Annotated in this window: 21 protein-coding genes, 1 other RNA gene and 1 other annotated feature; of the genes, 18 read left to right on the forward strand and 4 right to left on the reverse strand. The window is 40.8% G+C overall.

What is annotated here, in order from left to right; genetic code table 11:
- The first annotated feature begins 23 nt into the window (after nucleotides 1–23).
- Genes queA through yajC form a run of 3 tightly spaced genes read left to right on the forward strand, consistent with a single transcriptional unit; the run spans nucleotide 24 to nucleotide 2,547 of the window.
- Nucleotides 24–1,052 carry a tRNA preQ1(34) S-adenosylmethionine ribosyltransferase-isomerase QueA gene (queA, locus tag ACZ9EE_RS23670; RefSeq protein WP_476031096.1) on the forward strand — a complete coding sequence of 343 codons (1,029 nt, stop codon included), beginning with the start codon at nucleotides 24–26 and terminating at the stop codon, nucleotides 1,050–1,052.
- A gap of 27 nt (nucleotides 1,053–1,079) precedes the next feature.
- Entirely contained in the window at nucleotides 1,080–2,219 is a 1,140-nt protein-coding gene (gene tgt / locus ACZ9EE_RS23675; protein WP_476031097.1) for a tRNA guanosine(34) transglycosylase Tgt, read from the forward strand.
- A 28-nt stretch (nucleotides 2,220–2,247) separates the two neighbouring features.
- Nucleotides 2,248–2,547, forward strand: a complete 300-nt coding sequence (yajC, locus tag ACZ9EE_RS23680; protein ID WP_476031098.1) for a preprotein translocase subunit YajC — start codon at nucleotides 2,248–2,250, stop codon at nucleotides 2,545–2,547.
- Nucleotides 2,548–2,667: 120 nt separating this feature from the next.
- Here yajC and ACZ9EE_RS23685 read toward each other — a convergent pair whose 3' ends face one another.
- Nucleotides 2,668–3,084, reverse strand: coding sequence for a TIGR04086 family membrane protein (locus tag ACZ9EE_RS23685; protein ID WP_476031099.1), 417 nt, complete (start codon nucleotides 3,082–3,084; stop codon nucleotides 2,668–2,670).
- Nucleotides 3,085–3,276: 192 nt separating this feature from the next.
- Between ACZ9EE_RS23685 and ACZ9EE_RS23690 the strand changes: the two genes are divergently transcribed.
- A complete protein-coding gene (locus tag ACZ9EE_RS23690; protein ID WP_476033066.1) occupies nucleotides 3,277–3,939 on the forward strand; it encodes a DUF421 domain-containing protein in 663 nt (220 codons plus the stop codon).
- 46 nt (nucleotides 3,940–3,985) lie between these two features.
- Here ACZ9EE_RS23690 and spoVB read toward each other — a convergent pair whose 3' ends face one another.
- Nucleotides 3,986–5,536 carry a stage V sporulation protein B gene (spoVB, locus tag ACZ9EE_RS23695; RefSeq protein ID WP_476031100.1) on the reverse strand — a complete coding sequence of 517 codons (1,551 nt, stop codon included), beginning with the start codon at nucleotides 5,534–5,536 and terminating at the stop codon, nucleotides 3,986–3,988.
- Between the two features lie 146 nt (nucleotides 5,537–5,682).
- Between spoVB and ACZ9EE_RS23700 the strand changes: the two genes are divergently transcribed.
- From ACZ9EE_RS23700 to dtd, 6 genes are all read left to right on the forward strand, one after another.
- Nucleotides 5,683–5,979 (forward strand): post-transcriptional regulator, encoded by a 297-nt coding sequence (locus tag ACZ9EE_RS23700; protein WP_476031101.1) that lies wholly within the window; start codon nucleotides 5,683–5,685, stop codon nucleotides 5,977–5,979.
- 136 nt (nucleotides 5,980–6,115) lie between these two features.
- Nucleotides 6,116–8,380 carry a protein translocase subunit SecDF gene (gene secDF / locus ACZ9EE_RS23705; RefSeq protein WP_476031102.1) on the forward strand — a complete coding sequence of 755 codons (2,265 nt, stop codon included), beginning with the start codon at nucleotides 6,116–6,118 and terminating at the stop codon, nucleotides 8,378–8,380.
- A gap of 149 nt (nucleotides 8,381–8,529) precedes the next feature.
- Nucleotides 8,530–10,884: a single-stranded-DNA-specific exonuclease RecJ gene (gene recJ / locus ACZ9EE_RS23710; protein WP_476031103.1), complete on the forward strand. Its 2,355-nt coding sequence runs from the start codon at nucleotides 8,530–8,532 to the stop codon at nucleotides 10,882–10,884.
- Nucleotides 10,884–11,396 (forward strand): adenine phosphoribosyltransferase, encoded by a 513-nt coding sequence (locus tag ACZ9EE_RS23715; RefSeq protein WP_476031104.1) that lies wholly within the window; start codon nucleotides 10,884–10,886, stop codon nucleotides 11,394–11,396. The genes recJ and ACZ9EE_RS23715 overlap by 1 nt, the downstream gene beginning before the upstream one ends.
- Before the next feature lie 309 nt (nucleotides 11,397–11,705).
- The gene (locus ACZ9EE_RS23720) at nucleotides 11,706–13,901 is read left to right on the forward strand and encodes a RelA/SpoT family protein (RefSeq protein WP_476031105.1); all 2,196 of its coding nucleotides are present in this window, start codon (nucleotides 11,706–11,708) and stop codon (nucleotides 13,899–13,901) included.
- A gap of 12 nt (nucleotides 13,902–13,913) precedes the next feature.
- A complete protein-coding gene (gene dtd / locus ACZ9EE_RS23725) occupies nucleotides 13,914–14,354 on the forward strand; it encodes a D-aminoacyl-tRNA deacylase (protein WP_476031106.1) in 441 nt (146 codons plus the stop codon).
- Between the two features lie 226 nt (nucleotides 14,355–14,580).
- Here dtd and ACZ9EE_RS23730 read toward each other — a convergent pair whose 3' ends face one another.
- On the reverse strand, nucleotides 14,581–16,338 hold the full coding sequence (locus ACZ9EE_RS23730) for an SH3 domain-containing protein (protein ID WP_476031107.1): 1,758 nt from the start codon (nucleotides 16,336–16,338) through the stop codon (nucleotides 14,581–14,583).
- Between the two features lie 165 nt (nucleotides 16,339–16,503).
- On the opposite strand from ACZ9EE_RS23730, the gene ACZ9EE_RS23735 reads away from it, so the two are divergent.
- The 7 genes from ACZ9EE_RS23735 (at nucleotide 16,504) to ACZ9EE_RS23765 (ending at nucleotide 23,361) form a co-directional block, all read left to right on the forward strand.
- Entirely contained in the window at nucleotides 16,504–16,680 is a 177-nt protein-coding gene (locus ACZ9EE_RS23735; RefSeq protein ID WP_476031108.1) for a hypothetical protein, read from the forward strand.
- 59 nt (nucleotides 16,681–16,739) lie between these two features.
- Nucleotides 16,740–16,976 (forward strand) — a binding site (T-box leader).
- A 114-nt stretch (nucleotides 16,977–17,090) separates the two neighbouring features.
- Nucleotides 17,091–18,362, forward strand: coding sequence for a histidine--tRNA ligase (hisS, locus tag ACZ9EE_RS23740; RefSeq protein ID WP_476031109.1), 1,272 nt, complete (start codon nucleotides 17,091–17,093; stop codon nucleotides 18,360–18,362).
- Nucleotides 18,363–18,375: 13 nt separating this feature from the next.
- Nucleotides 18,376–20,145 (forward strand): aspartate--tRNA ligase, encoded by a 1,770-nt coding sequence (gene aspS, locus ACZ9EE_RS23745; RefSeq protein ID WP_476031110.1) that lies wholly within the window; start codon nucleotides 18,376–18,378, stop codon nucleotides 20,143–20,145.
- Between the two features lie 66 nt (nucleotides 20,146–20,211).
- Nucleotides 20,212–20,406: non-coding RNA, 6S RNA (gene ssrS / locus ACZ9EE_RS23750), on the forward strand.
- Nucleotides 20,407–20,556: 150 nt separating this feature from the next.
- Nucleotides 20,557–21,324 (forward strand): tRNA threonylcarbamoyladenosine dehydratase, encoded by a 768-nt coding sequence (locus tag ACZ9EE_RS23755; protein ID WP_476031111.1) that lies wholly within the window; start codon nucleotides 20,557–20,559, stop codon nucleotides 21,322–21,324.
- A 167-nt stretch (nucleotides 21,325–21,491) separates the two neighbouring features.
- Nucleotides 21,492–22,418, forward strand: coding sequence for an ABC transporter ATP-binding protein (locus ACZ9EE_RS23760; RefSeq protein WP_476031112.1), 927 nt, complete (start codon nucleotides 21,492–21,494; stop codon nucleotides 22,416–22,418).
- The gene (locus ACZ9EE_RS23765; RefSeq protein WP_476031113.1) at nucleotides 22,411–23,361 is read left to right on the forward strand and encodes an ABC transporter permease; all 951 of its coding nucleotides are present in this window, start codon (nucleotides 22,411–22,413) and stop codon (nucleotides 23,359–23,361) included. Before ACZ9EE_RS23760 ends, ACZ9EE_RS23765 begins: the two co-directional genes overlap by 8 nt.
- A gap of 73 nt (nucleotides 23,362–23,434) precedes the next feature.
- On the opposite strand, the gene ACZ9EE_RS23770 is transcribed toward ACZ9EE_RS23765, so the two are convergent.
- Nucleotides 23,435–24,709 (reverse strand): replication-associated recombination protein A, encoded by a 1,275-nt coding sequence (locus ACZ9EE_RS23770; RefSeq protein WP_476031114.1) that lies wholly within the window; start codon nucleotides 24,707–24,709, stop codon nucleotides 23,435–23,437.
- Between the two features lie 222 nt (nucleotides 24,710–24,931).
- On the opposite strand from ACZ9EE_RS23770, the gene cymR reads away from it, so the two are divergent.
- A complete protein-coding gene (cymR, locus tag ACZ9EE_RS23775; protein WP_476031115.1) occupies nucleotides 24,932–25,351 on the forward strand; it encodes a cysteine metabolism transcriptional regulator CymR in 420 nt (139 codons plus the stop codon).
- The last annotated feature ends 57 nt before the right edge of the window (nucleotides 25,352–25,408 follow it).

Consider the following 25,408-nt stretch of genomic DNA (forward strand, 5'->3'; position numbering starts at 1 on the left):
ATAAACAGTAAGGTGTGTTAGTGATGAAAGTAGATATATTTGATTTTCATTTACCTGAGGAACTAATTGCTCAGGTCCCATTAAAAACTAGGACAGACAGCCGATTAATGGTTTTAAATAAGCATACAGGTGAAATTAAGCATGAAGTGTTTAAGAATATAACGGAATATTTGCGTGAAGGGGACTGCCTTGTTTTAAATGATACCAAGGTATTGCCTGCACGTCTTTTTGGTGTAAAAGATGATACCGGGGCAAAAATTGAAGTCCTGCTTTTAAAACAACTCGAGGGTGACCAGTGGGAAACACTTGTGAAACCGGCAAAACGAGTAAAGATAGGAACAGAAATTGTCTTTGGCGATGGAAAGCTGACAGCTGTTTGCACCGGCGAGTCCGACCATGGCGGAAGAGTATTAGAGTTTAAATACACGGGAATATTCTACGAGGTACTTGATCAATTAGGGGAAATGCCGCTGCCACCCTATATAAAAGAACAGCTTGATGACCGTGATCGATATCAGACGGTATATGCCCGCGAACCGGGATCAGCAGCTGCTCCAACCGCAGGTCTTCACTTTACTGAGTCCCTTTTGGAGGAAATTAAAGCAAAAGGAGTACATATAGCATTTATTACGCTTCATGTAGGTCTTGGTACATTCCGTCCAGTGAGTGTCGACGATGTATTAGAACACGATATGCACGCTGAATTTTATATGGTGACAGAAGGTACTGCCCAATTGCTGAATGAAGTAAGAAAGAGCGGAGGCAGAATCATAACGGTTGGAACAACCTCAACAAGGACATTAGAAACGATTGCATCTGCAAACAATGGACAATTTACCGCCGGAAGCGGCTGGACAAGTATATTTATCTATCCTGGTTATGAATTTAAGGCGATTGATGGCATGATTACGAATTTCCACTTACCTAAGTCAACGCTGATTATGCTTGTCAGTGCCTTAGCCGTCAGAGAAAATATTTTGCATGCCTACAACACAGCCGTTGCTGAGCGGTATCGTTTTTTCAGCTTTGGTGATGCAATGTTCATCATCTAAGTTAAGCAGTAGGAAGGAGATAGCAATTTGACTGCGATTCGCTATGAGTTAATTAAAACATGTAAACAAACGGGGGCCAGACTAGGCAGAGTCCATACACCGCACGGTTCGTTTGACACGCCTGCTTTTATGCCTGTTGGAACACTGGCAACCGTAAAAACAATGTCACCTGAAGAGTTAAAAGAAATGGGTGCAGGGATCATCTTAAGCAATACTTATCACTTATGGCTCAGACCGGGGCATGAAATTATTAAAGAGGCTGGCGGTCTTCATAAATTTATGAATTGGGACCGGGCCATTTTAACAGACTCAGGTGGTTTTCAAGTATTTAGTCTAAGTGAATTCCGTAAAATCGAAGAAGAAGGAGTTCATTTCCGCAATCACATGAGCGGTGAGAAACTATTTTTATCTCCGGAAAAAGCAATGGAAATTCAAAATGCTCTTGGCTCGGATATTATGATGGCCTTTGATGAATGCCCGCCGTTTCCGGCCACTTTTGAGTATATGAAAAAATCCGTTGAGAGGACTTCGAGATGGGCTGAGCGCTGTTTAAATGCTCATCAGCGTCCAGAGGACCAAGGATTATTTGGAATCGTCCAAGGCGGCGAATATGAAGAACTCCGCCGACAAAGTGCAAACGACCTTGTCTCGCTAGACTTCCCTGGTTATGCAGTAGGCGGGTTATCGGTGGGAGAGCCGAAGGATGTCATGAACCGCGTCCTTGAGTTTACAACCCCAATGTTACCGTCCAATAAACCACGTTATCTAATGGGAGTTGGCTCACCCGATTCGTTGATTGACGGAGCGATTCGCGGAATTGATATGTTTGATTGCGTATTGCCAACCCGAATTGCCCGAAATGGGACATTAATGACAAGCACGGGACGCCTTGTCGTGAAAAATGCGCAATATGCACGTGACTTTGGGCCGCTTGATCCAGATTGTGATTGCTATACATGCCGTAACTATAGCCGGGCATATATCCGTCACTTAATTAAATGTGATGAAACTTTTGGAATTCGTTTAACGTCTTACCATAATCTCTATTTTCTGTTAAGATTAATGGAGAAGGTCAGACAAGCCATTATGGAAGACAGGCTTGGAGATTTCCGCGAAGATTTTTTTGAACGTTATGGTTTTAATAAACCAAACGCGAAAAATTTCTAATACAATTTTTTGAAAGGAGGGAAACAAGATGCAAGGTATCGGTACAATCATTCCATTAATATTAATGTTTGTGTTATTTTATTTCCTATTAATTCGTCCACAGCAAAAGCGCCAAAAAAAGGTTGCGAACATGCAAAACGAATTGAAGAAAGGTGATAAAATCGTCACAATTGGTGGTCTGCACGGCTTTATTGATTCGATTGATGATAATAAAGTGGTCATTAAATGTGGTGACGGCAGCCGTCTTACATATGATCGCAATGCCATCCGTGAAGTAACAGAATCTGCAGCGGGTGCAAGTGAAGGAAGCGTAAACCTTACTAAATAATTAATAACAAAAAGGAAGCCACATGGATATATGGCTTCTTTTTCTATTAGATGAGTAAGAATTAAACCCACTTTGAAAATGATCCAGCGGAAGCCCCTGTTCAAGGCGCTTCCGCTTTATTTATGCCGATCTTCGTGAATTGTTGGATGCAATATTGACTCCCAAGATTCCACCCATCATCGCAATCAATGTATAGCAGGTGTGATAAATGACTTGCTCCGCATTAAACAAGCGGTCAAAGCCAAGGTATTGAAACAAAAAGACAACAAATGAATACATGAGCCCGGTGAATCCTCCAATTAGCCAGCCTTTTTCTTTTCGCTTTCCGCCTGAAAGAAAACCGCCGCCAAATAGTCCGATGAAAGACAAGGCTGTAATTACGTATTGAAGTGATCCTTCTTGAGCGGATGTAAATCGAAGGATAAAGGCGAAAATAAGACTGCAAATTAAAGCAAAGGCAAAAATAAAAATTAATCCATACAAAATGGATACTCCAAAGCTTTTCGATTCGATTTTAACTCTCCCCCTTCGTTCCAAGACTAAACCTTCCTGTTTTTTTAGCCGGCAAGTCCTAGACAGTTATTCTTCCTAGTACAAGCGTATTCAGGCTAAGGGTAAAGTAGAATAGATATTTCCGCTTGCTTATTTAATTTTTTGGAACTAACTTCCTTTCATAAATGCTTACCAAAAGACCGATACTATTCTTTGATTTAAAAAAAGGGGCGACCGATAGTGGAATATGTATCGATTATGTTTCGAACCATATTGTTTTATGTCCTCATCCTGTTAATTTTTCGGATGATGGGTAAACGCGAAATTGGTGAATTAAGCATTCTGGATCTTGTCGTATTTATTATGATAGGTGAAATGGCGGTCGTTTCCATCGAGAATCATCATTCTCCGTTACTTCACACAATGGTTCCGATGATAGTTTTAATGGCTATTCAAATTATCATGGCGATTTTATCCTTAAAGAGTAAAAGGTTTCGTGATCTGATTGACGGGAAACCGATTATTATTATCAACCGAGGAAAAATTGACGAAAAAGCCATGCGGAAGCAACGTTATAATTTTGATGATTTAATGGTGCAATTAAGAGAAAAAGACATCCGCAGTATTGCTGACGTAGAATTTGCCATATTAGAGCCGTCCGGAAGTTTATCCGTGATTGAAAAATTAAAAAATCCTGAGGAACCGACTAAGCAAGGCGATATTACTATCCCTTTAATAATGGATGGACAAATCGATGAAGAAAACCTAAAGCGGATCAATAAGACTAACCTCTGGCTGCGCCAGGAATTAAAGAAGAAGGGATATCGCGGAATTAAGGATATTTCTTTTTGCAGTTTTGAAAATGGAAATTTCTATATTGATTTAAAGGACAGTGATTAATAAAGACACGCCATAAGGCATGTCTTCTTTTGTTTTATTAAGCTGCTTAGCTGGGAATTAAATTCCCAAACCAAGGAATCCGCTTTAGTTCCTCTTTTTTAATGAGACGGAATAAAACGAGCATCACTATATAAGAAACCACCATAACGACTGCAGAAGAGATGACACGGATGATTAAATGCTCTTGTAAAAGGTAATGTTCAAACAGATAATAGCCAAGCCAGCCTGAAAGCCCCATCACGAGGAACCCCTTTAAATAATCCTTAGCATAGAAGGAAAAGGAAACCTTCTTTAAGACGGTTGCAAAATGTAATCCGGTTACAAGAACAAACCCTACGACAATCCCTAAGGCTGCCCCAGTGATACCAAATGAAGCTTGTGAAGCAAGTAAGAAAATGACAGTGGTTTTCACAACTGAACCAATTAGACTATTAATCATTGCAGCTCGGGCAAGATTTAAAGCCTGTAATACTGCCTGCAGCGGACCTTGATAGTAATAAACCAACATAAATGGAGACATCAAGCGGATAAAATAGGCTCCTTTTGTTGAGCCGTACATTAGCTGCATGAGCGGGTCCGCTAATACATAGAGAATAATCACGGCAAGACCGCCTGTTAAAAAAACAAACCGCAAGGCTTGCTGGAGCCGATATTCAATTAATTTATGGTTATTTTTCGAATTGGCTTCGCTGATGGCAGGAACAAGGGAGGTTGCCAGCGAAAAGGTAACAAACGAAGGCAGCATTAACAGCGGCATGGCATAGCCGGTTAAGGCGCCATATTGTTTGGTCGCATTGACTGCCAGGACACCTGCCAGGGCGAGACTGTGGGCCACGACAATCGGTTCAAAAAACCAGGAGATCGAGCCAATCATTCTGCTGCCCATCGTTGGCAGAGCAATTTCCATTAATTCTTTAAAAGTACTTTTCCCTTTATGGACAAATTGAAAAAAGTTTTTCCTCAACTTAAATCGTTTTTTTAATTTAAAAGTTGTCAGTAAGTAGATGAGCGAAAGCAGTTCACCTAAAACGGAAGCCCCCATGGCTGCAGCAGCCGCATATTCCACTCCGTAAGGGAGGAATGTTTTAGTAGCTGTTGCAATTAACGTAATTCGCACAAATTGTTCGAGTATTTGCGAAATAGCTGATGGACGCATATTTTGCCGGCCTTGAAAGTAACCTCGCAAAACTGATGCCACAGCGATAATAGGCATGGCTGGGGCAATCGCAATCAGCGGATAGTAGGTTCTTTGGTCGGTAAAGAGTGTGGTAGATAAAGTGGGTGCCAATAAAATCAATGCTGGTGTGAGGACTATGGATAAACCCACCGTTATCGCCAGGGATACGACGAGAATTTTTTTGATTTCGGCATAATTACCTTTGGCCTCTGCCTCTGCGATGTTTTTCGAGATCGCTACTGGAAGGCCTAATTGAATGATCGTTACCACAAGAATGAACGTAGGATAGGCCATCATATATAAACCGACGCCTTCTTCACCAATACTTCTTGCCAGAACAATTCGATAAATAAAGCCAAGGACTCTTGTGATAAAGCCTGCAACTAAAAGGATAAAAGTCCCTTTTAAAAACTTCGACATTTAGGTTCCCACCTTCTCAAATAAGAAGAATTCATATACAATTAACTATATGCCTTAAGGTGGACAAAGCATGACAAGTTGTAAAAGCTTTTTAAATGGTTTCATCAAAGTGAATGCGCAAACAAGATTTCTGGGAGGCAGAGAGGATGGAGAATATCCACGTAAACGAAGACTTTCGTATCCAAGTACAGCCCGCATTAAAAAGCAAATTGGAGGAGTTTCGCCTGCTGGGCGTTGATTCTGTATCAGAACAAGGTCTTTGGGAATTCTTAGTAAAGAAAAAGTGGAAAAAGGTAAAACATGAGATGAAGCTTTATGAAATGATCCAGGATATTCTCTCTGTAAGGGTAAGTGACTATCTAAACTATGTAACAATTGAATCCTATAAAACTTCCGAATTCTCATTTGATAACGAAGCAGAACTTAGAGAGCTTTTAAAATAAGAAAATGTTTTCATATATGTAAATTGACAGTACTTATAAGTTATTTCATAATGAAAGCAGTGACTTTTTCATTATTTTTGTATAGGGATAGACGTACAGTGCTACCTGCACAAGCACTAAGGAGGAACAATGCATAATGGTAAAGCGTAGTAGAATTATTGCTTTCTTTCTTGTGATCCTAATAATTGGAGGCACAATAGGAGCAACAACAAAGAACATCTTAAATAATATGAAGCTTGGACTAGACCTTCAAGGCGGATTCGAGGTTTTGTACGAGGTTAAGCCTGCGAAAAAAGGTCAAAAAATTGACAAAAGTGTCTTGGCAAGCACCGCTGAAGCACTTGATAAGCGGATTAACGTTCTAGGGGTAAGTGAACCTAGTATTCAAATTGAAGGTACAAACCGAATCCGCGTTCAGCTTGCCGGTGTTAAAGATCAAAATAGAGCAAGGGAAATTTTGTCCACTCAGGCAAATTTAACTTTCCGGGATGCCAATGACAAACTAATGATGGATGGTTCCGATTTAAAGCAAGGCGGAGCTAAGCAAACCTTTGATCAAAATGGTGCACCAAGTGTATCATTAACATTAAAAAGTGCAGACAAATTCCGCAAAGTTTCCCAAGAAATTCTCAATATGGCGCCAAACAATTACCTTGTAATTTGGCTTGATTTCGAAGAAGGAAAAGACTCCTTCAAAACGGAAGTAACCAAAGCGAAGCCTAAGTTTTTATCGGCTCCTACTGTAAAAGAAGTCTTTAATCAGGATACCGTTTCCATTGTCGGCAGTTTTAAAACGAAAGAAGCGCAAACCTTGGCTTCCCTATTAAATGCAGGTTCCTTGCCGGTTAAACTGAAAGAAGTGTACTCTACTTCGGTTGGGGCTAAGTTTGGGGCACAAGCTCTTAATGAAACTATTTTTGCTGGAATCCTCGGTGTGGCAATCATTTACTTATTCATGATTTTCTATTATCGTTTTCCAGGGTTTATTGCTACGATTACATTAACGATTTTTACTTATCTGGTGCTATTAATTTTCGATTGGATGAATGGGGTCCTGACCCTGCCGGGAATTGCTGCCATTATCCTCGGGATAGGTATGGCCGTGGATGCTAACATCATCACCTATGAGCGGATTCGCGAGGAATTGAAGGTAGGAAGAAGCCTTAAATCAGCGTTTGAAGCTGGTGAGAAACATGCCTTTACAGCCATTTTTGATGCCAACTTAACAACCATTCTTACAGCATGTGTATTATTTTTCTATGGGACAAGTTCTGTTAAAGGATTTGCGACCATGTTAATAGTGAGTGTTCTAATGAGCTTTTTGACCAATGTTTACGGTTCAAGACTCCTGTTAGGACTATGGGTGAAGAGCGGTATCTTTAATAAAAAACCGGGCTGGTTTGCCGTACATCCTTCACAAATTAAAAATATCACAGATAACGTTGATACTGTCGACCTGCCAACTAGATTTGATAAAATTGATTTTGTTGGATTAAGAAAGAAAGTATTTATTTTATCAGGTACTCTTATTGTTGCAGGCATTATCTGTCTTGCGATATTCCGCTTGAACTTAGGAATTGATTTTTCAAGTGGTACTCGGATAGAAGTACAATCGAACACACCATTAACCGCAGAACAAGTGAAAAGTGCTTTTACTGAACGCGGTTTAAAACCTGATGATGTCGTCATCTCAGGAAACAACAATCAAATTGGTGCTGTTCGAATGATTGGTGTTTTGACAAAAGATGAGATTGCCTCTTTAAAAGCAGATTTTAAAAAGGAATACGGCTTTGAGCCGAATGTCAGCACCGTTTCTCCGACTATAGGAAAAGAATTGGCGAAAAATGCCTTTATTTCCGTGTTGCTGGCATCAATCATTATCATTCTCTATGTTTCTTTGCGATTTGAAGCCTATATGGCAATCTCAGCTATTGCAGCCATCCTTCATGATGCATTTTTCATGATTGCGATTTTCAGTATCACAAGACTTGAAGTGGATTTAAACTACATCGCGGCCATTTTGACCATTGTCGGTTATTCAAACCACGATACCATTGTCACGTTTGACCGGGTTCGTGAAAATATGCAGAAGAAAAAGCGTCTTAAAACCGTACAAGATATTGCTGATGTGGTAAATGTAAGTATTCGACAAACATTAACTCGATCCATTAACACAGTCCTTACGGTACTCATAACAACAGCATGCTTAATGATTTTTGGAAGTCCGTCGATTCGTAACTTCTCGATTGCATTATTTATAGGGCTAATCGTTGGTGTATATTCATCTGTCTTTATCGCAGGTTCTTTATGGTATGTAATGAAGTGTAAGGAACTGAAAAAGAAGGGTGTAATTAGAACTGTGAAAGAAAAGAGAAAATATTCGGATCAACCACAAGTCTAGAAAAGCGAAGTCCACTGGCTGCTCGGCGCCGAAACTGGACTAGTCTGATATGTCATGAAAAAACTGCAAACCATTTGCAGTTTTTTCTTTTGATTGAAAGGTTTGACAGGCTCCTGTATAATTAGAAAGTCTGAGGGGTGAACGTACAATTGTTAAAATCAAAGACAAACTGGATTGTTCGCAAAACTGATCACACACTTGCCCAAATGCTAGTAAATGAATTGAAAATAACACCTCTGGTTGCATCCCTGCTTGTAAACCGTGGACTGGATACCGTAGATTCTGCTCGGTATTTTTTATTTGGAAAAGATGGGTTTCACGACCCATATTTACTTATAGGTATGGAAACAGCGGTTAATCGAATTCAAGAGGCGATAGAAAAGCAAGAACCTATTCTCATTTTTGGGGATTACGATGCCGATGGAGTAAGCAGCACCTCGGTGTTAATGATTACACTTCGCGATTTAGGGGCAAACGTCCAATTTTATATCCCTAATCGTTTTACAGAAGGATATGGACCAAATGAAGCGGCATTCCGTCAAGCAGCGGAAAATGGTATAAAATTGATTATCACCGTAGATACAGGAATTGCTGCTGTTCACGAGGCTGCTGTTGCGAAGGAACTTAGCTTGGACCTGATTATTACCGATCACCATGAACCTGGCCCGGTTTTACCAGAGGCACTCGCCATCATTCATCCCAAGCTGCCCGATAGCACCTATCCATTTCGCGAACTAGCTGGAGTCGGTGTAGCGTTTAAACTGGCCCATGCACTATACGGAGAAGTTCCCGAGCATTTATTTGAAATCGCCGTAATCGGGACAATTGCTGACTTAGTATCGTTGAAAGGCGAAAACCGCTTGATCGCAAAGAAAGGTCTTGAAAAACTTAGAGTAACTCAAAATATTGGCTTAAGAGCTATTTTAAAAGTTGCCGGGGTGGACCTTAAGTCGATCAATGAAGAAACGATTGGGTTTACACTTGCACCAAGAATTAATGCGGTCGGCAGGCTGGAAGATGCAGATCTAGCCGTTCAATTATTATTAACAGAAGACCCGGAGGAAGCTCAAAGTTTAGCTGAAGAAATGGATGCCTTAAACAAGACAAGGCAGGAAATCGTCAACACAATTACTGCCGAAGCTATCGCTGAGGTTGAAAAAAACTTCCCAATTGAGACCAATAAAGTATTGGTGATTGGTAAAGAAGGCTGGAATGCCGGTGTTATTGGAATTGTCGCTTCAAGACTTGTCGAAAGGTTCTATCGGCCAACCATCGTACTAAATTTTGATTCGGACAAAGGTGTCGCCAAAGGCTCGGCAAGAAGTATTATCGGGTATGATTTATTTAAAAATTTATCGACATGCAGAGAACTTCTGCCGCATTTTGGCGGTCACCCGATGGCAGCTGGGATGACGTTGAAACTTGAAGACGTTGCTGAACTTCGTGAGCGTCTTAATCGTCTCGCCGACGAGCAGCTGACAACCGAGCATTTAATCCCAATAACGCAGCTTGATGAGAAAATTCGTCTTCAAGATATTAGTTTAACATCCTTAGATCAACTAAGCTTGCTTGCCCCTTTTGGGATGGATAACCCCAAGCCAAAAGTGTTAATAGATGATGTTTCGATTACGAGTATGAGAAAGATTGGCAGTGGACAAAATCATTTAAAGGTATTAGTAAATGAAGAAGGCTCCACTCTTGATGGCGTAGGGTTTGGTTTAGGTACTCTCGCTGATCAAATTTCTCCTGTCTCAAAAATTTCATTCATTGGAGAATTATCTATTAATGAATGGAATAATATACGTAAACCACAAATCTTTATTCACGATATGGCTGTTCATTCGTGGCAATTATTTGATTTGCGCGGACAAAAGCGAGCTAATAACATCCAAACTATTGTACCTGCTGAAAACAGGAAAATTATTATTTTTAATAAAGAGCACCTTGAAAAAATAAACCCAGAGCTGCGGTCAGAGACGATCCTTATCCAAGATATCGAAGAAGCCAAAGCGTTTAATGGATTCAGAGCCAATATCGCGATAGTCGATTTCCCGCCGACCAAAGATCATTTAAGAGCATTAGTAGCTGGAAAAGAGCCTGCCAGGATTTATACTTATTTTTATAAAGAAGCAAGCGATTATTTTTCCACCCTGCCAACCCGTGATCATTTTAAATGGTTCTACGCTTTTCTGTTTAAAAAAGGCCCGATCGACTTAAAATTTCATGGTGAAACGATAGCGAAACACCGAGGCTGGTCGCAGGAAACGATTAAATTTATGTCACAGGTGTTTTCTGAACTAGATTTTGTTACAATAAACAATGGATTTATCACTTTAAAAACGGGAGCGCAAAAGCGTGACCTGACTGATTCCCAAACTTATCAAACAAAACAGGCCCAGTATGCTCTTGAAAGAGAATTATTGTTTTCCTCCTTTCAAGAATTAAAAGGCTGGTTCGATCAAGTCATTCAAGGATCGGTTGAATCTGAGGAGGCAATTAAATAATGGATTTAAGAGAATTTATTACAATCGTACCCGATTGGCCAAAACCGGGGATTAAATTTAAAGACATCACCCCGTTAATGAATAATGGTGAAGCTTATAAATACGCAACAGACCAAATCGTTGCTTATGCAAAAGAAAAGCAAATCGACATTATTGTTGGACCGGAAGCACGCGGCTTTATTATTGGCTGCCCGGTTGCTTATTCGTTAGGAGTTGGGTTTGCACCAGTCCGCAAAGAAGGAAAGCTGCCACGAGAAACGATTAAGGTAGGCTACGGATTAGAGTATGGTAAGGATGTTCTTACAATCCACAAAGATGCTATTCAACCAGGTCAGCGCGTGCTAATTACGGATGACTTGTTAGCAACAGGCGGTACGATCGAAGCGACGATTCAATTGGTAGAACAGCTTGGCGGTGTGGTAGCCGGAATCGCTTTTCTAGTGGAATTAAGCTATTTAGAAGGCCGCAATAAATTAGACGGCTACGATGTTCTTACATTGATGCACTATTAATGAATGACGAGGGCACTCAGGATACGAGTGCTCTCTTTATATAATGTAAAGGTGAGTTGTTTATCCTTTTACCCGGTATGTAACACCGTAAAAACAGTAAAAAGCGACAAAAATTTCGTATTTTAGTAAAAAAACAGCACAATCCCTTTACAATTTTGCAATTTTTTTCGATAATAGTAACAATCATTCTAATTTAGTAACAATTTTTTTTAAAAAAACATTCATATATATAGATATTTTGATCTGACTATAAGGTAGACTTACAAAATACGTTGATATAAAAAATGAGATGAAAATAAAGGTGATTTCATGGCGAACGATCAAGTGTTAACGGCCGACCAAGTCATCGACAAGACTAGAAAATATTTAAATGATGAGCATGTTGCATTAGTCAAAAAGGCTTATGAGTACGCGAAACATGCCCATCGTGAACAATATAGAAAATCGGGAGAGCCATATATTATTCATCCAATTCAGGTTGCCGGTATCTTAGCCGACCTTGAAATGGATCCGGCAACGGTGGCAGCTGGTTTTCTCCATGACGTTGTAGAAGACACCAATGTAACCTTACGGGATATTGAAGAGGTTTTTAACGGCGAAGTGGCAATGCTTGTTGATGGGGTTACAAAGTTAGGGAAAATTAAATACAAGTCTCATGAGGAGCAGCAGGCGGAGAACCATCGAAAGATGTTTGTTGCAATGGCACAGGACATCCGCGTGATTCTTATTAAGCTTGCTGACCGCCTGCATAATATGAGGACACTTAAGCATCTTCCTGTGGAGAAGCAGCGTCGGATTTCAAATGAGACACTTGAAATTTTTGCACCTTTAGCTCATCGTCTTGGTATTTCTAAGATTAAATGGGAGTTAGAAGATACCGCATTAAGATACTTAAATCCACAGCAGTATTACCGGATAGTGAACTTAATGAAAAAGAAACGGGCCGAACGCGAGCAATATTTGGATGATGTCGTGGATGAAGTGAAGAGCCGCTTAAGTGAAGTATCGATTAAAGCGGAGCTTTCAGGACGCCCAAAGCATATCTATAGCATTTATCGAAAAATGGCTCTGCAAAATAAACAATTCAGTGAAATTTATGATTTGCTGGCTGTACGGATAGTGGTCAATAGTATTAAGGATTGCTATGCCGTTCTTGGCATTATACACACTTGCTGGAAGCCAATGCCAGGGCGTTTCAAAGACTATATCGCTATGCCAAAGCCGAATATGTATCAGTCTTTGCATACAACGGTTATTGGTCCAAAGGGAGATCCGCTTGAAGTGCAAATTCGTACGTACGAGATGCACCAAATTGCGGAATTCGGGGTCGCTGCCCACTGGGCCTATAAAGAAGGTAAAACGATTAGTGACAGCTCTACGTTTGAACAAAAGCTCACTTGGTTTAGGGAAATTCTTGAGTTTCAGAATGATACGGCCAATGCCGAAGAGTTTATGGAGTCTTTAAAAATTGATCTGTTTTCCGATATGGTATTTATTTTCACACCAAAAGGCGATGTAATCGAATTGCCATCTGGTTCTGTTCCGATCGATTTTGCCTATCGGATTCACTCTGAAATCGGCAATAAGACGATAGGGGCAAAAGTGAACGGAAAAATGGTCACACTGGACTATAAATTGAAGACTGGCGATATTATTGAGATTCTCACTTCAAAACATTCGTATGGACCTAGCCAGGATTGGTTAAAGCTTGCTCAAACATCTCAAGCTAAGAACAAGATTCGTGCGTTCTTTAAGAAGCAGCGCCGTGATGAGAATGTCATTAAAGGCAAAGAACTGGTTGAAAAAGAAATCCGTATAATGGAATTCGATATAAAAGAAATATTAACACCTGACAATCTAAAAAAGGTTGCAGAAAAGTTTAATTTTTCTAATGAAGAGGATATGTATGCGGCTGTCGGCTATAATGGCGTTACAGCCTTACAGGTAGCCAACCGTTTAACTGAGAAGTGGCGGAAAAAACGGGATAAAGAACAATCGACAACGATTGCGAATGCGATTACCGATTTAAAATCCTTCCCGTCGACGAAAAAGCGGGAATCAGGTGTACGCGTGCAAGGGATTGATAACCTGTTAATCCGGTTATCCAAATGCTGTAGTCCGGTTCCAGGCGATGAGATTGTTGGTTTTATTACGAAAGGACGCGGTGTCTCTGTACATCGTTCTGATTGCCCAAATATTGATTCGAACGATGCTCAATCTAGATTAATTCCGGTTGAGTGGGAATCTTCCTTAAACGATCGCAAAGAGTATAACGTTGATATCGAAATCAGCGGTTATGACCGTCAGGGGCTGCTTAACGAGGTTCTCCAAGCGGTTAGTGAGACGAAGACCAATATTTCGGCTGTTACCGGAAAATCGGATCGTAATAAAATGGCGACGATTATTATGTCGATTGCCATCCATAATGTCAGCCACCTCCAAAAGGTTGTAGAACGCATTAAGCAAATCCCGGACGTTTATTCGGTTCGCCGAATTATGAATTAAGGAGTTTCTATCATGAGAATCGTAGTGCAGCGCAGCAAGGAAGCTAAGGTAACGGTCAATGGTGAAATTACCGGAAAAATTACCAAAGGCTTTGTCCTGCTAGTTGGGGTGACACATGAGGATAAGGAAGAAGATGCCGTCTATTTAGCGGATAAAATTGCGAACCTTCGAATCTTTGATGATCGTGAGGGGAAAATGAATCTTTCGTTATTGGATGTTGGCGGTGAAATTCTCTCTGTCTCCCAGTTCACCCTTTATGGTGACTGCCGGAAAGGGCGCAGGCCAAACTTCATGGAGGCGGCAAGGCCCGAACAGGCAGTTGTCTTATATGAAGCCTTTAATCAGATGCTTCGTGACAAAGGAATTACCGTTGAAACTGGTGTGTTTGGCGCCATGATGGATGTAGAATTAATCAATGATGGTCCTGTTACGTTAATTGTAGAAAGTAAGTAGGAAGCCTTGGCATTCATGCCAGGCTTTTTTTGTTGGATTAGAGATGTTGTTTTTGGTTTATTAACAAAATATTGGCCGATATTAACAAAAATCGGAGCGATATTAACAAAAATTAGATTATATTAACAAATTTAGAGCAGATATCACCAAAATTTGGATTATATTAACAAATTGGCCAACCGCCAACAAAAAGACCCTGGAAGCATTAACTACCAGAGCCTTTGGTCTAGTTATTTTTAAAATACCGCGCCAAGCCATCATATAGTCCTGAAGCTGCATTTTCTTGAAACACACTTGAGTTAAGAGTAATTTCTTCTTGCGGGTTACTTAAATAGCCCAGCTCAATGAGAGCAGCTGTTTGACTATTTTCCCGGATGACATGGAAATCACCAAATCTTACTCCACGCCCATCCAATTTTGTTTGAGCAACGGTTGAGGTATAAAGCGAATCTGCCAATCCTTTTTGATCGTCATAGTAATAATAGCCTGTCATTCCCCGTGAACTTCGGTCGTCCAGGCTGCTGTCGTAATGCAGACTGATGAAGGCATCAGCACTAGTTGTTATGGCCGCATACACCCGAGATGGCAGGGAAATAAATGTATCGGTACTTCTAGTAAGGTAGACATTGGCTCCAGCCGCACTTAATTTATCGTATAGTAGTCGTGCGGTTCGAAGTGTCAGCTCTTTTTCTAGTGTACCATTCGTGCCTATTGTTCCAGTATCCTCACCGCCATGTCCGGGATCGAGGACAATTGTTTTATTTTTAAGGTAGCTTTCGGCTCCGCCTTTATGAATTTGCGGACTGGACCCATTGTTTGAAACAATCCAGCCAGCGACGTAGCCTGTTTTTCCATTCCTTAATTGTACCTCGTACCAGTCATTTACAATCCTTTTTACCGTAAACCGATCTCCCTCGTCAGCCAGGGCAGCTACATCGGATTGGACATCTGCTTCTTCTCTGATATTTGTGCCGTTATGTAAAATTGTAACAGTAGTTACCTTTAATGGTTGTTTTTCTTTAGCGGAAGCACTCGTTTTCTCAAGAAACAAGCCTGATACCCAGCCAAAACTACCGGACTGAAACTCTATTTTCACCCAATTAAACTTTTCATCTAAAATAGTAAACTGTTGTCCCGCTGAAACAGTACCAATGATATCGGCGTTTAACGATGCCTCTGAACGGACACTGAGACTTTCCGCAGTTACGGTTGCTGTTACCCCTGTTACACTTTCTTTTTGGGTATCATTTGAAATCTCTGATTGAGTGTCAATAAACTCCGCCTTAACCCAGCCTTCTATACTTGAATAACTAATTTTCAGCCATTGATTTTGTTGGGAGATAATCGTGACATCTGTTCCGTTTGTCAGTTTTCCAACCGTTGAACTTGAGACGTCAGGCTCTTCTCTTATGTTGATCGTATCGGCATTCACTGTCCCCATTTCAGGATGTTTAGATGATTTTGGGGAAGTAGTATTATCACTGGTTTGAATGTCTAAGAATTCCCGTATGACCCATCCTTCTCCAAAATAACTGCTGATTTTATACCAGTTTTCATTTTGATCAAGGATTGTTACTTCTTGACCTTGATTTAACGAGGCGATCATCGGGAAGCTTGTCCCAGGACCGGAACGGATCCTTAATTGATCAGTATTAACCTTTGCGATTTTGCTTCCAGTACTTGTTGCTTCGGGGCCTGAACTAGCTTCATCGTCCTTCGTGACGAGCCAATTGACTATCCAGCCAGTTTGGCCAAACGATAATTTAATCTCAATCCAATCATCTTTTTCTTTTACAATTTGATACTGTTCGCCGCGTTTTACTGTCATGATATTGGGATAGCTTAATCCTGGGCCGCTGCGGACATTTACAGTATCCGTGGATATCGTTACCGAACCACTTGAGGCGTTGCCTATTTCTTGCGGCAGGAAGGTACCGAAAGCGAGAATAATAGTGAATAAGAGCAGTGTATACTTTTTTGTCATCGTAACCTCCTTTATCTGTTTATTTTATCGTAAAGTAGCCAGAAATTCATTCCTTAATTGGTTAATTGCGCCAATATTACTAGAAGTAAACCATAAAAATCACATAAACATGCAAATTTTTTGCCAGAGTGGAAATACTAGTAAAAAAGACTGAGGTGATTGATTATGAGATCAAGTGAAAAGGGAATGAACATACAGTCAATGGATGGCCGTCTTTTTGGGGTGGATTTTCATGACTTTATTCAAAAAGAGGGTCATACGAACTCCATCGAGCTCGCTTCGGAATTTGGGATCACAATGGGCGATGTCAGAAAGTTAAAAAAACATTTAGGGAGGTCTTAAATGTTTCTTGACATTACCACGGTTGCTCCGTATTATTAAATAAATATAAGTCATATTAGGAATAACCAATGATGGAGCATAGTAATTAAGATCATCCATGGAAAGAGAGGAAGTGCCTTAGGCTGAGAGCATTTCTACATGTACCTTAGTGAAAGAACACTCCGTAGGCTTCTTTCTGAAAAAGCACTGCTTTAGTAGGAGATGAACGTAGCAGGCGTTAACTGTTTAAGAGGAAGAGCATGTTTGATGCTCTTCAACTAGGGTGGCACCGCGGGAACCAAACTCTCGTCCCTTGTATGATTACAAGGGATGGGAGTTTTTTTGTATTTCCAGAAAAAGCAAGCACCTGTTATTGTGTCCATTTTACTATATATACATAAGCTTTATGTTTATAAAGGAGGTATACCATCATGTCTATTAGCATCCCGAGAGGTACGCAAGACATTCTGCCTGGTGAAGTAGAAAAGTGGCAGTTAATTGAAGCAAAAGCAAGAGAACTATGTGAAAAATATCAATACCAAGAGATTCGTACGCCAATCTTTGAACATACAGACCTCTTTTCAAGAGGTGTCGGGGACAGCACGGATATTGTCCAAAAGGAAATGTACACTTTTGAGGACAGAGGCAAACGCAGCATTACCCTTAGACCGGAAGGAACAGCGGCAGTTGTCCGCTCCTTTGTGGAGAAGAAAATGTTTGGCCTTCCTAACCAGCCGGTAAAGCTCTATTATATGGGACCAATGTTCCGTTATGAGCGACCGCAGGCAGGCCGCTTCCGCCAATTCGTCCAATTTGGGGTGGAGGCATTAGGCAGTAATGACCCAGCGATTGATGCAGAGGTGATCTCGCTAGCGATGAATCTCTATAAAGAAATGGGTCTGCGAAAGTTAAAGCTTATTGTAAACAGTCTTGGAGATAAAGAGAGCCGAACTGCGCACCGTGAGGCGCTTGTGAATCATTTCAAACCGCGGATTGGGGAGTTTTGTCATGACTGTCAAAATCGTCTTGAAAAAAATCCGCTTCGAATCCTTGATTGCAAACAGGACCGTGACCATGAATTAATGAAAACCGCACCTTCCATCCTGGATTATTTAAATGATTTTTCAAAAGCCTATTTTGAGAAACTACAGCAATATTTAACGCTGCTTGATATTCCGTTTGAAGTCGATCCAAATTTGGTACGCGGCTTAGATTATTATAATCACACGGCATTTGAGATTATGAGTAATGCTGAGGGCTTTGGAGCCATTACGACCCTATGTGGGGGCGGCCGTTATAATGGGCTGGCCGAAGAAATTGGCGGTCCGGAAACGCCTGGTATCGGCTTTGCCTTAAGTATTGAGCGGTTTATTGCTGCCCTTGGCGCAGAAGGTATTGACCTTGAAATTAACCAGGGAATCGATGTGTTTCTAGCATCACTTGGCGAAGAAGCAAAAGATTATACCGTTGGACTTTTGCAGCAGCTGCGCATGGCTGGCTTTTCAGCGGAAAGAGATTACCTTGATCGAAAAATCAAGGCCCAGTTTAAAGCAGCTGACCGCTTAAAAGCTAAATATGTAGCGGTACTCGGAGAAGATGAGCTTAAAAATAACAAAATTAATGTTAAAAATATGGCTACAGGTGAACAAGTAGAGTTAGACCTAAACACATTTATTAAACAATTTCAGGAATTGCAAGCTTAAAAGGGGGATAATCATGTTTGGCAGATCGTATTTTTGTGGGGAAGTTCCAGAGTCAGCAGTAGGGGAGAAGATAACATTAAAAGGCTGGGTTCAAAAGCGGCGTGACTTAGGCGGGTTAATCTTTATTGATTTGCGGGACCGGTCGGGAATTGTTCAGGTCGTGTTTAATCCAGATTTATCAAAAGAAGCACTGCAAACAGCAGAAAAAATCCGTACCGAATATGTTCTGAATGTGGTCGGAACCGTTGTCCGACGTGAAGAAGGAACGATCAATCAAAATATAACAACCGGAACGATTGAGGTACAGGCTGAAGAAGTGACGATTATCAATGAAGCGAAAACTCCGCCGTTTCAGATTTCTGACCGGACAGATGCTTCAGAGGATGTCCGCTTAAAGTATCGCTATTTAGATTTCCGCCGTCCGGTTATGTTTGAAACACTGAAGATGCGTCATCAGGTAACAAAACATATTCGAAACTACCTTGACAGTGAAGGTTTCTTAGATATTGAAACACCAATTTTAACAAAAAGTACTCCAGAGGGAGCACGTGACTATTTAGTTCCTAGCCGTGTCCATCCCGGTGAGTTCTATGCATTGCCACAATCGCCGCAATTGTTTAAGCAATTATTGATGGTAGGCGGAGTTGAGCGTTATTATCAAATTGCCCGTTGTTTCCGTGATGAGGACTTGCGTGCTGACCGTCAGCCAGAATTTACTCAAGTCGATATTGAAACCAGCTTTTGGAGCCAAGAAGACATCATGGGCATGATGGAGAACATGTTATCTGGATTAATGAGAGAGGTCAAAGGGGTAGAAGTCCCTGCAAGCTTTCCGCGGATGACCTATGCAGAAGCGATGAGCCGCTTTGGATCTGATAAACCAGATACACGGTTTGGTTTGGAGCTTGTGGATCTTTCTGAGATCGTGAAGGATTCTGGCTTTAAAGTCTTTGCAGCAGCTGTTGCCAATGGCGGCCAGGTAAAAGCAATTAATGTTAAGGGTGCAGCAGAAAAATATTCTCGTAAAGATATTGATGCGTTAACTGAATTCGTTGCTGTTTATGGTGCAAAAGGGCTTGCTTGGTTAAAGGTTGAGGCTGAAGGCTTAAAAGGCCCAATTTCAAAATTCTTCACTGAGGAGGATGCGCAGGCAATTAAGGCAACGCTTGAAGCAGCAGATGGAGATTTACTTCTTTTTGTGGCTGATAAGAAAAATGTTGTCGCCGACGCACTTGGCGCCTTAAGACTTAAGCTTGGTAAAGAATTAGGCTTAATTGACCCAAGTCAGTTTAACTTCCTATGGGTTACGGACTGGCCGCTATTAGAGTATGCCGAGGAGGAAGGCCGTTATTACGCTGCCCACCATCCATTTACAATGCCATTTAGAGAAGACCTTGAACTGTTAGATACAGATCCGTCTAAAGTTCGTGCCCAAGCATATGACATTGTCTTAAATGGATATGAACTTGGCGGCGGCTCACTAAGGATATTCGAACGTGAGGTTCAAGAAAAAATGTTTAGCGTTCTAGGCTTTACTCCGGAAGAAGCAAAGGAACAGTTCGGATTCCTCTTAAATGCATTTGAATTTGGAACACCACCGCATGGTGGAATCGCCATTGGTCTTGACCGTTTGGTTATGCTGCTTGCTGGCAGTTCCAACCTCCGGGATACGATTGCCTTTCCTAAAACAGCAAGTGCTAGCTGCTTGCTGACGGATGCACCTGGTGAAGTTTCCGATGCACAATTGAAGGAATTAAATTTGTCATTAAATGTTAATAAATAACAGGAATTCGCTTTCATGATCCTTGATGACCGCTTCAAATTATGGTATGATAAAGGTAATTTAAGAAGAGTCCTGAAATGTACGTTGTGTTACCTGAAGTTTTGACCGAACATTATTGATTCGGGAGTCTAGCGTTTTCTGCCATGCGTAAATGCCCCACCTATACGGTATAGGGACTTACAATCGCGGAAACAGGACACCCACCTGCTAGTAGCGGGATCAAAACGAAGGATCAAAAGCAACGGCACCATTGGGACTCTTTCCTATTTTCTAAACTATCACCTTCTGCAGATGCAGAAGGTTTTTCTTTTTGAATAATTCCTACTTGATTACTTGTTTTTATTAGTAAGTATGATATATTCTTATGGTGAAAAAATATATAAAAGTGATTATAAATTTGGAGTGAATCTAATGCTGCATCAATTTTCTCGAAACGAGCTTGCTATTGGTAAAGAAGGATTAACAATTATGAAAAACAGCACGGTTGCTGTTTTAGGAATCGGCGGAGTAGGTTCGTTTGCGGCTGAAGCGCTAGCCCGATCCGGCGTGGGTAAATTAATTTTGATTGATAAAGATGATGTTGACATTACCAATATCAACCGTCAGCTGATTGCCCTTCTGTCGACGGTCGGCAGACCTAAGGTAGAAATCATGACAGAGCGGATTAAGGATATTAACCCTGATTGTGAAGTGATTCCGTTAAAAATATTTTATACAGAAGAAACGTATGAAGATATTTTTAGTCATAAATTAGATTTTGTTGTCGACGCTTCTGATACCATTGTTTATAAAATACACCTCATGAAAGAATGCCTAAAACGAAATATCCCGATTATTTCCAGCATGGGTGCAGCTAACAAAATGGATCCAACACGGTTTCAGATTGCCGATATTTCGAAAACGCATACCGACCCGATTGCCAAGGTCATTCGTACAAGACTTCGTAAAGAGCGGATACATAAAGGCATTCCAGTTGTCTTTTCTGATGAAAGTCCAATTGTGATTCGAGAGGATATCAAAAAAGAAGTGGGAAATGAAAATGCGCCAATCCGTAAAGCGCAAATGCCTCCAGCATCCAATGCCTTTGTACCATCAGCAGCCGGCTTGATTATGGCCAGCTATGTGGTACGACAATTGTTAAAAGACATTAAAATTCAGCGTGTTGCGGATGAGAAATAAGCCGTTAGCCCTAAACTGATGAAGTTTAGGGTTTTTATTTTTCGATCAGACTTGATTCCAAGTGCATGATTCTACCGCAGTTTACCAGCTATACTTTTAGGAAGGAAGTTTTTGCTAGATTCAGGTACACTTGAAAAGGATCGTTTGTTTTGAGAGGAGATGAGAATTTGGAGACGATTGTAGAACTAAAAGATGTTACTAAGGTCATTAAAGGGCGAACCATAATAGACCAGATTAGCTTCCAAGTAAATAAAGGGGAAGTGTTTGGATTTTTAGGTCCAAATGGAGCAGGGAAAACTACAACAATTCGGATGATTGTGGGTTTAATGGGGATTACCTCCGGAGACATCCTTATTGGCGGGGCTAGTATTAAAACACAGTTTGAACAAGCTGTCGGTCACATCGGAGCGATCGTTGAAAATCCTGAAATGTATAAATTTTTGACCGGTTATGAGAACCTAGTCCATTATGCCCGAATGTCAAAAGGAATCTCTAAGGGAAAAATAGCCGAAACAGTGGAATTGGTGGGTCTATCCGGACGAATTCATGATAAGGTTAAAACTTATTCGCTTGGAATGAGGCAGCGGTTAGGCCTGGCTCAATGCCTTTTGCATGACCCGAATGTCTTAATCCTTGATGAGCCTACTAACGGGTTAGATCCGGCAGGGATAAGAGAGATTCGTGACTATGTCCGCCTGCTCGCCCGAGAAAAAAATATGGCAGTCATCGTTTCGAGTCACCTATTATCTGAAATGGAAATGATGTGTGATAGAATCGGGATCATCCAAGATGGCAGGCTGGTCGATGTACAGCTTGTCCAAGAATTTGTTCATGGTACTGAGGTCGCATATGAATTAGAAGTAATACCCAGTGAAAAGGCGTTGGATCTTTTAACGGCCATTTATCCACATATTAAAGCCAAACGTTCTAGAAACGGATTAACCGTTGAAATGGGAAAAGAGGAAATCCCTCATTTGGTAAAATTGTTGGTGGCAGAAGAGATTTCGATATTTGGGATAAAAGAAGTAGCGAAAACATTAGAAGATCGCTTCCTTGAAGTGACGTCTGACAAGGAGGCGGCTGCTCGTGGTTAATTTAATTAAAAACGAATCGATGAAAATTTTTAGACGGCCAGGAACCATTGTTATGATTGTGATTTTGGTTCTATCTCTAGCCCTGGTAGGCATTGTGATTAAGTCCCAACAAAATAGTATGGACATTCAGCAAGATAAAAATTGGCAGCAGATCTTAAAAGAGGAAAATGATGCGTTAAAGCAGCAGATGTTAAAAAGCCGGACTGACTCTGAGAAGCAGTATTTCAAGAAAGAAATTGCGATAAATGATTATCGAATTAAACATAATATGCCGCCAAAAGAGAAATATACGGTTTGGTCGTTTGTGAAAGATTCATCACAGCTGATTGTCCTGGCAGGCGTTTTTATTATTATTATATCTGCAGGTATTGTGGCCAGTGAGTTTAATTGGGGAACAATTAAACTGCTATTAATCCGGCCTATCAATCGGTCTAAAATCTTATTAGCAAAATATGTGACAGTTCTATTATTTGCTATTCTAATGTTGGCAATAATGTTTATTTTCTCTAGCATATTGGGTGCAATTTTGTTTGGGATGCCTGATAAAGCAATCCCTTATTTAAATTATTATAATGGCCATGTGACCGAACAAAATATCGTGGTCCATTTACTCATCTATTATGGGTTGAGTTCCATTGATACGATCATGTTAGTCACAATGGCGTTCATGATGTCTGCTGTGTTTCGAAATAGTTCCCTAGCAATCGGACTTTCCTTATTTTTACTTTTTACCGGTGGTCAATTTACAGCTTTGTTAGCGATGAAATTTGACTGGGCTAAATATGTTTTATTTGCCAACACAGATTTAATGCAATATTTTGAAGGAACACCACTAGTCGAAGGCATGACAATCCCTTTCTCCATAATGATGTTAGTCATTTACTTCGCCCTATTCCAATTTCTCGCATTCTACGTCTTCCAAAAACGAGACATAGCAGCATAAACACAAACGGTGACAGGCACCATGTGAATTCTTCACATGGTGCCTGTCACCGTTTCTACTCTTTCTACTTTTTCTACTTTTTCGATCTTGTTAATTTTTCATATACAGTAGCAAGAGCCTGTTCGAATTTTCCGGTTTTCTTAGGCTGATAGTATTTTTTGTTTTTTAGTTTGTTCGGTAAGTATTGCTGCGGCACCCAGCCGTTTTCAAAGTCGTGCGGATATAGGTAGTCTATACCTCTGCCAAGCTCTTTTGCGCCTTTGTAATGGGCATCCTTTAGATGATCTGGCACTTCGCCGACTATTCCTTTTTGGATGTCATCTAGTGCTGCTTGAATCGCCAGAACGGCCGAGTTTGATTTAGGGGATAAGCAAAGTTCAATCACAGCGTTTGCGAGTGGAATTCTTGCCTCGGGAAATCCAATTCTTTCAGCTGTTTCAATCGCAGCTAACGTCCGTGCACCTGCTTGGGGATTGGCTAGTCCTACATCTTCATAAGCAATCACAATCAATCTCCGGCTGATACTAGGCAGGTCACCTGCTTCAATTAAACGGCCAAGATAGTGGAGTGCGGCATCCACATCGCTCCCGCGAATGGATTTCTGAAAGGCAGAGAGGACATCATAATGACCGTCTCCATCTTTATCGGCAACCAAACTTTTCTTTTGCAAACACTCCTCCGCCGTTTCCACATCGATAAAGATTACACCATCCTCATTTTTATCTGTTGATAGAATGGCTAGCTCTAATGCGTTTAAGGAGCTGCGAACATCGCCGTTAGAACCTTGGGCAAAATGGAGCAATGCCTCCTCAGAGATCTCCACTTTTTCTTTTCCATAACCGCGATCATCGTCTTTAAGTGCCCTCAATAAGGCTTGCTTCACTTCATCAGGCGCTAATGGCTTTAGCTCAAATATTTGACAGCGGCTTCTAATCGCTGGGTTAATTGCATGATAGGGATTGCTGGTTGTGGCTCCTATTAAGACAATCATTCCGTTTTCCAAATAGGGAAGCAGAAAATCCTGTTTGGCTTTATCCAAACGGTGGACCTCATCTAAAAGCAGAATAACTTTCCCCGACATCTTTGCCTCTGCCGCCACAATCTCCATATCTTTCTTATTATTCGTTACGGCATTTAAGGTTCGGAAGGCATATTTTGTACTTCCCGCAATAGCGCTCGCAATTGAGGTTTTGCCAATTCCAGGCGGTCCATATAAAATCATGGATGTCAGCTGTTTTGCTTTCACCATTCTCGCGATAATTTTTCCATCCCCAACAAGATGCCCCTGGCCGACGATTTCTTCAATCGTTCGTGGACGCATACGAAATGCTAATGGTTTTTGCTGCATAATCATCTCTCCAAAATTGAACTTACTGTCTAGCTCAAAATTTTCGTTTTATCGTAAATAGATTTCTTATTCCATAAGTCATAAAATAGATTCTTCCAATCTAACTTTACCATTTTCCCTTGAAAAAGCATATTAAACAAGAATATGATATAATTTTGAATGCCTATCAATTTACTGAGATTTTTTATTTAATAGATCAATTAACGAATAGGGGTGCAATAGATGAAAATATCGACTAAAGGCCGTTATGGTTTGACGATTATGATTGAACTAGCTAAAAAACATGGTGAAGGTCCTACCTCGTTAAAGACCATTGCTCAAGCAAATGAACTATCCGAGCATTACTTAGAACAATTAATTGCTCCATTACGAAATGCTGGATTAGTTAAAAGTATCAGAGGGGCTTATGGCGGCTATGAATTAACAAGTACGCCTTCAAAAATTACCGCAGGCGATGTGATCCGCGTGTTAGAAGGGCCGATTACCCCTGTCGAAGGAATCGAGGATGAAGAACCCGCTAAGCGTGAGCTTTGGATTCGAATTCGCGATGCCATTAAAGATGTTTTGGACAATACGACATTAGAGGATTTGGCCAGCCACAGTGAGGACCAGGAGCCAGACGGTTATATGTTTTATATTTAAGGTTAAAAATAGAAGCAAGTTTGTAATAGTGCGCTGACAACTAATTGGACGATAACT

The organism is Bacillus sp. URHA0034 (genome assembly GCF_056280405.1).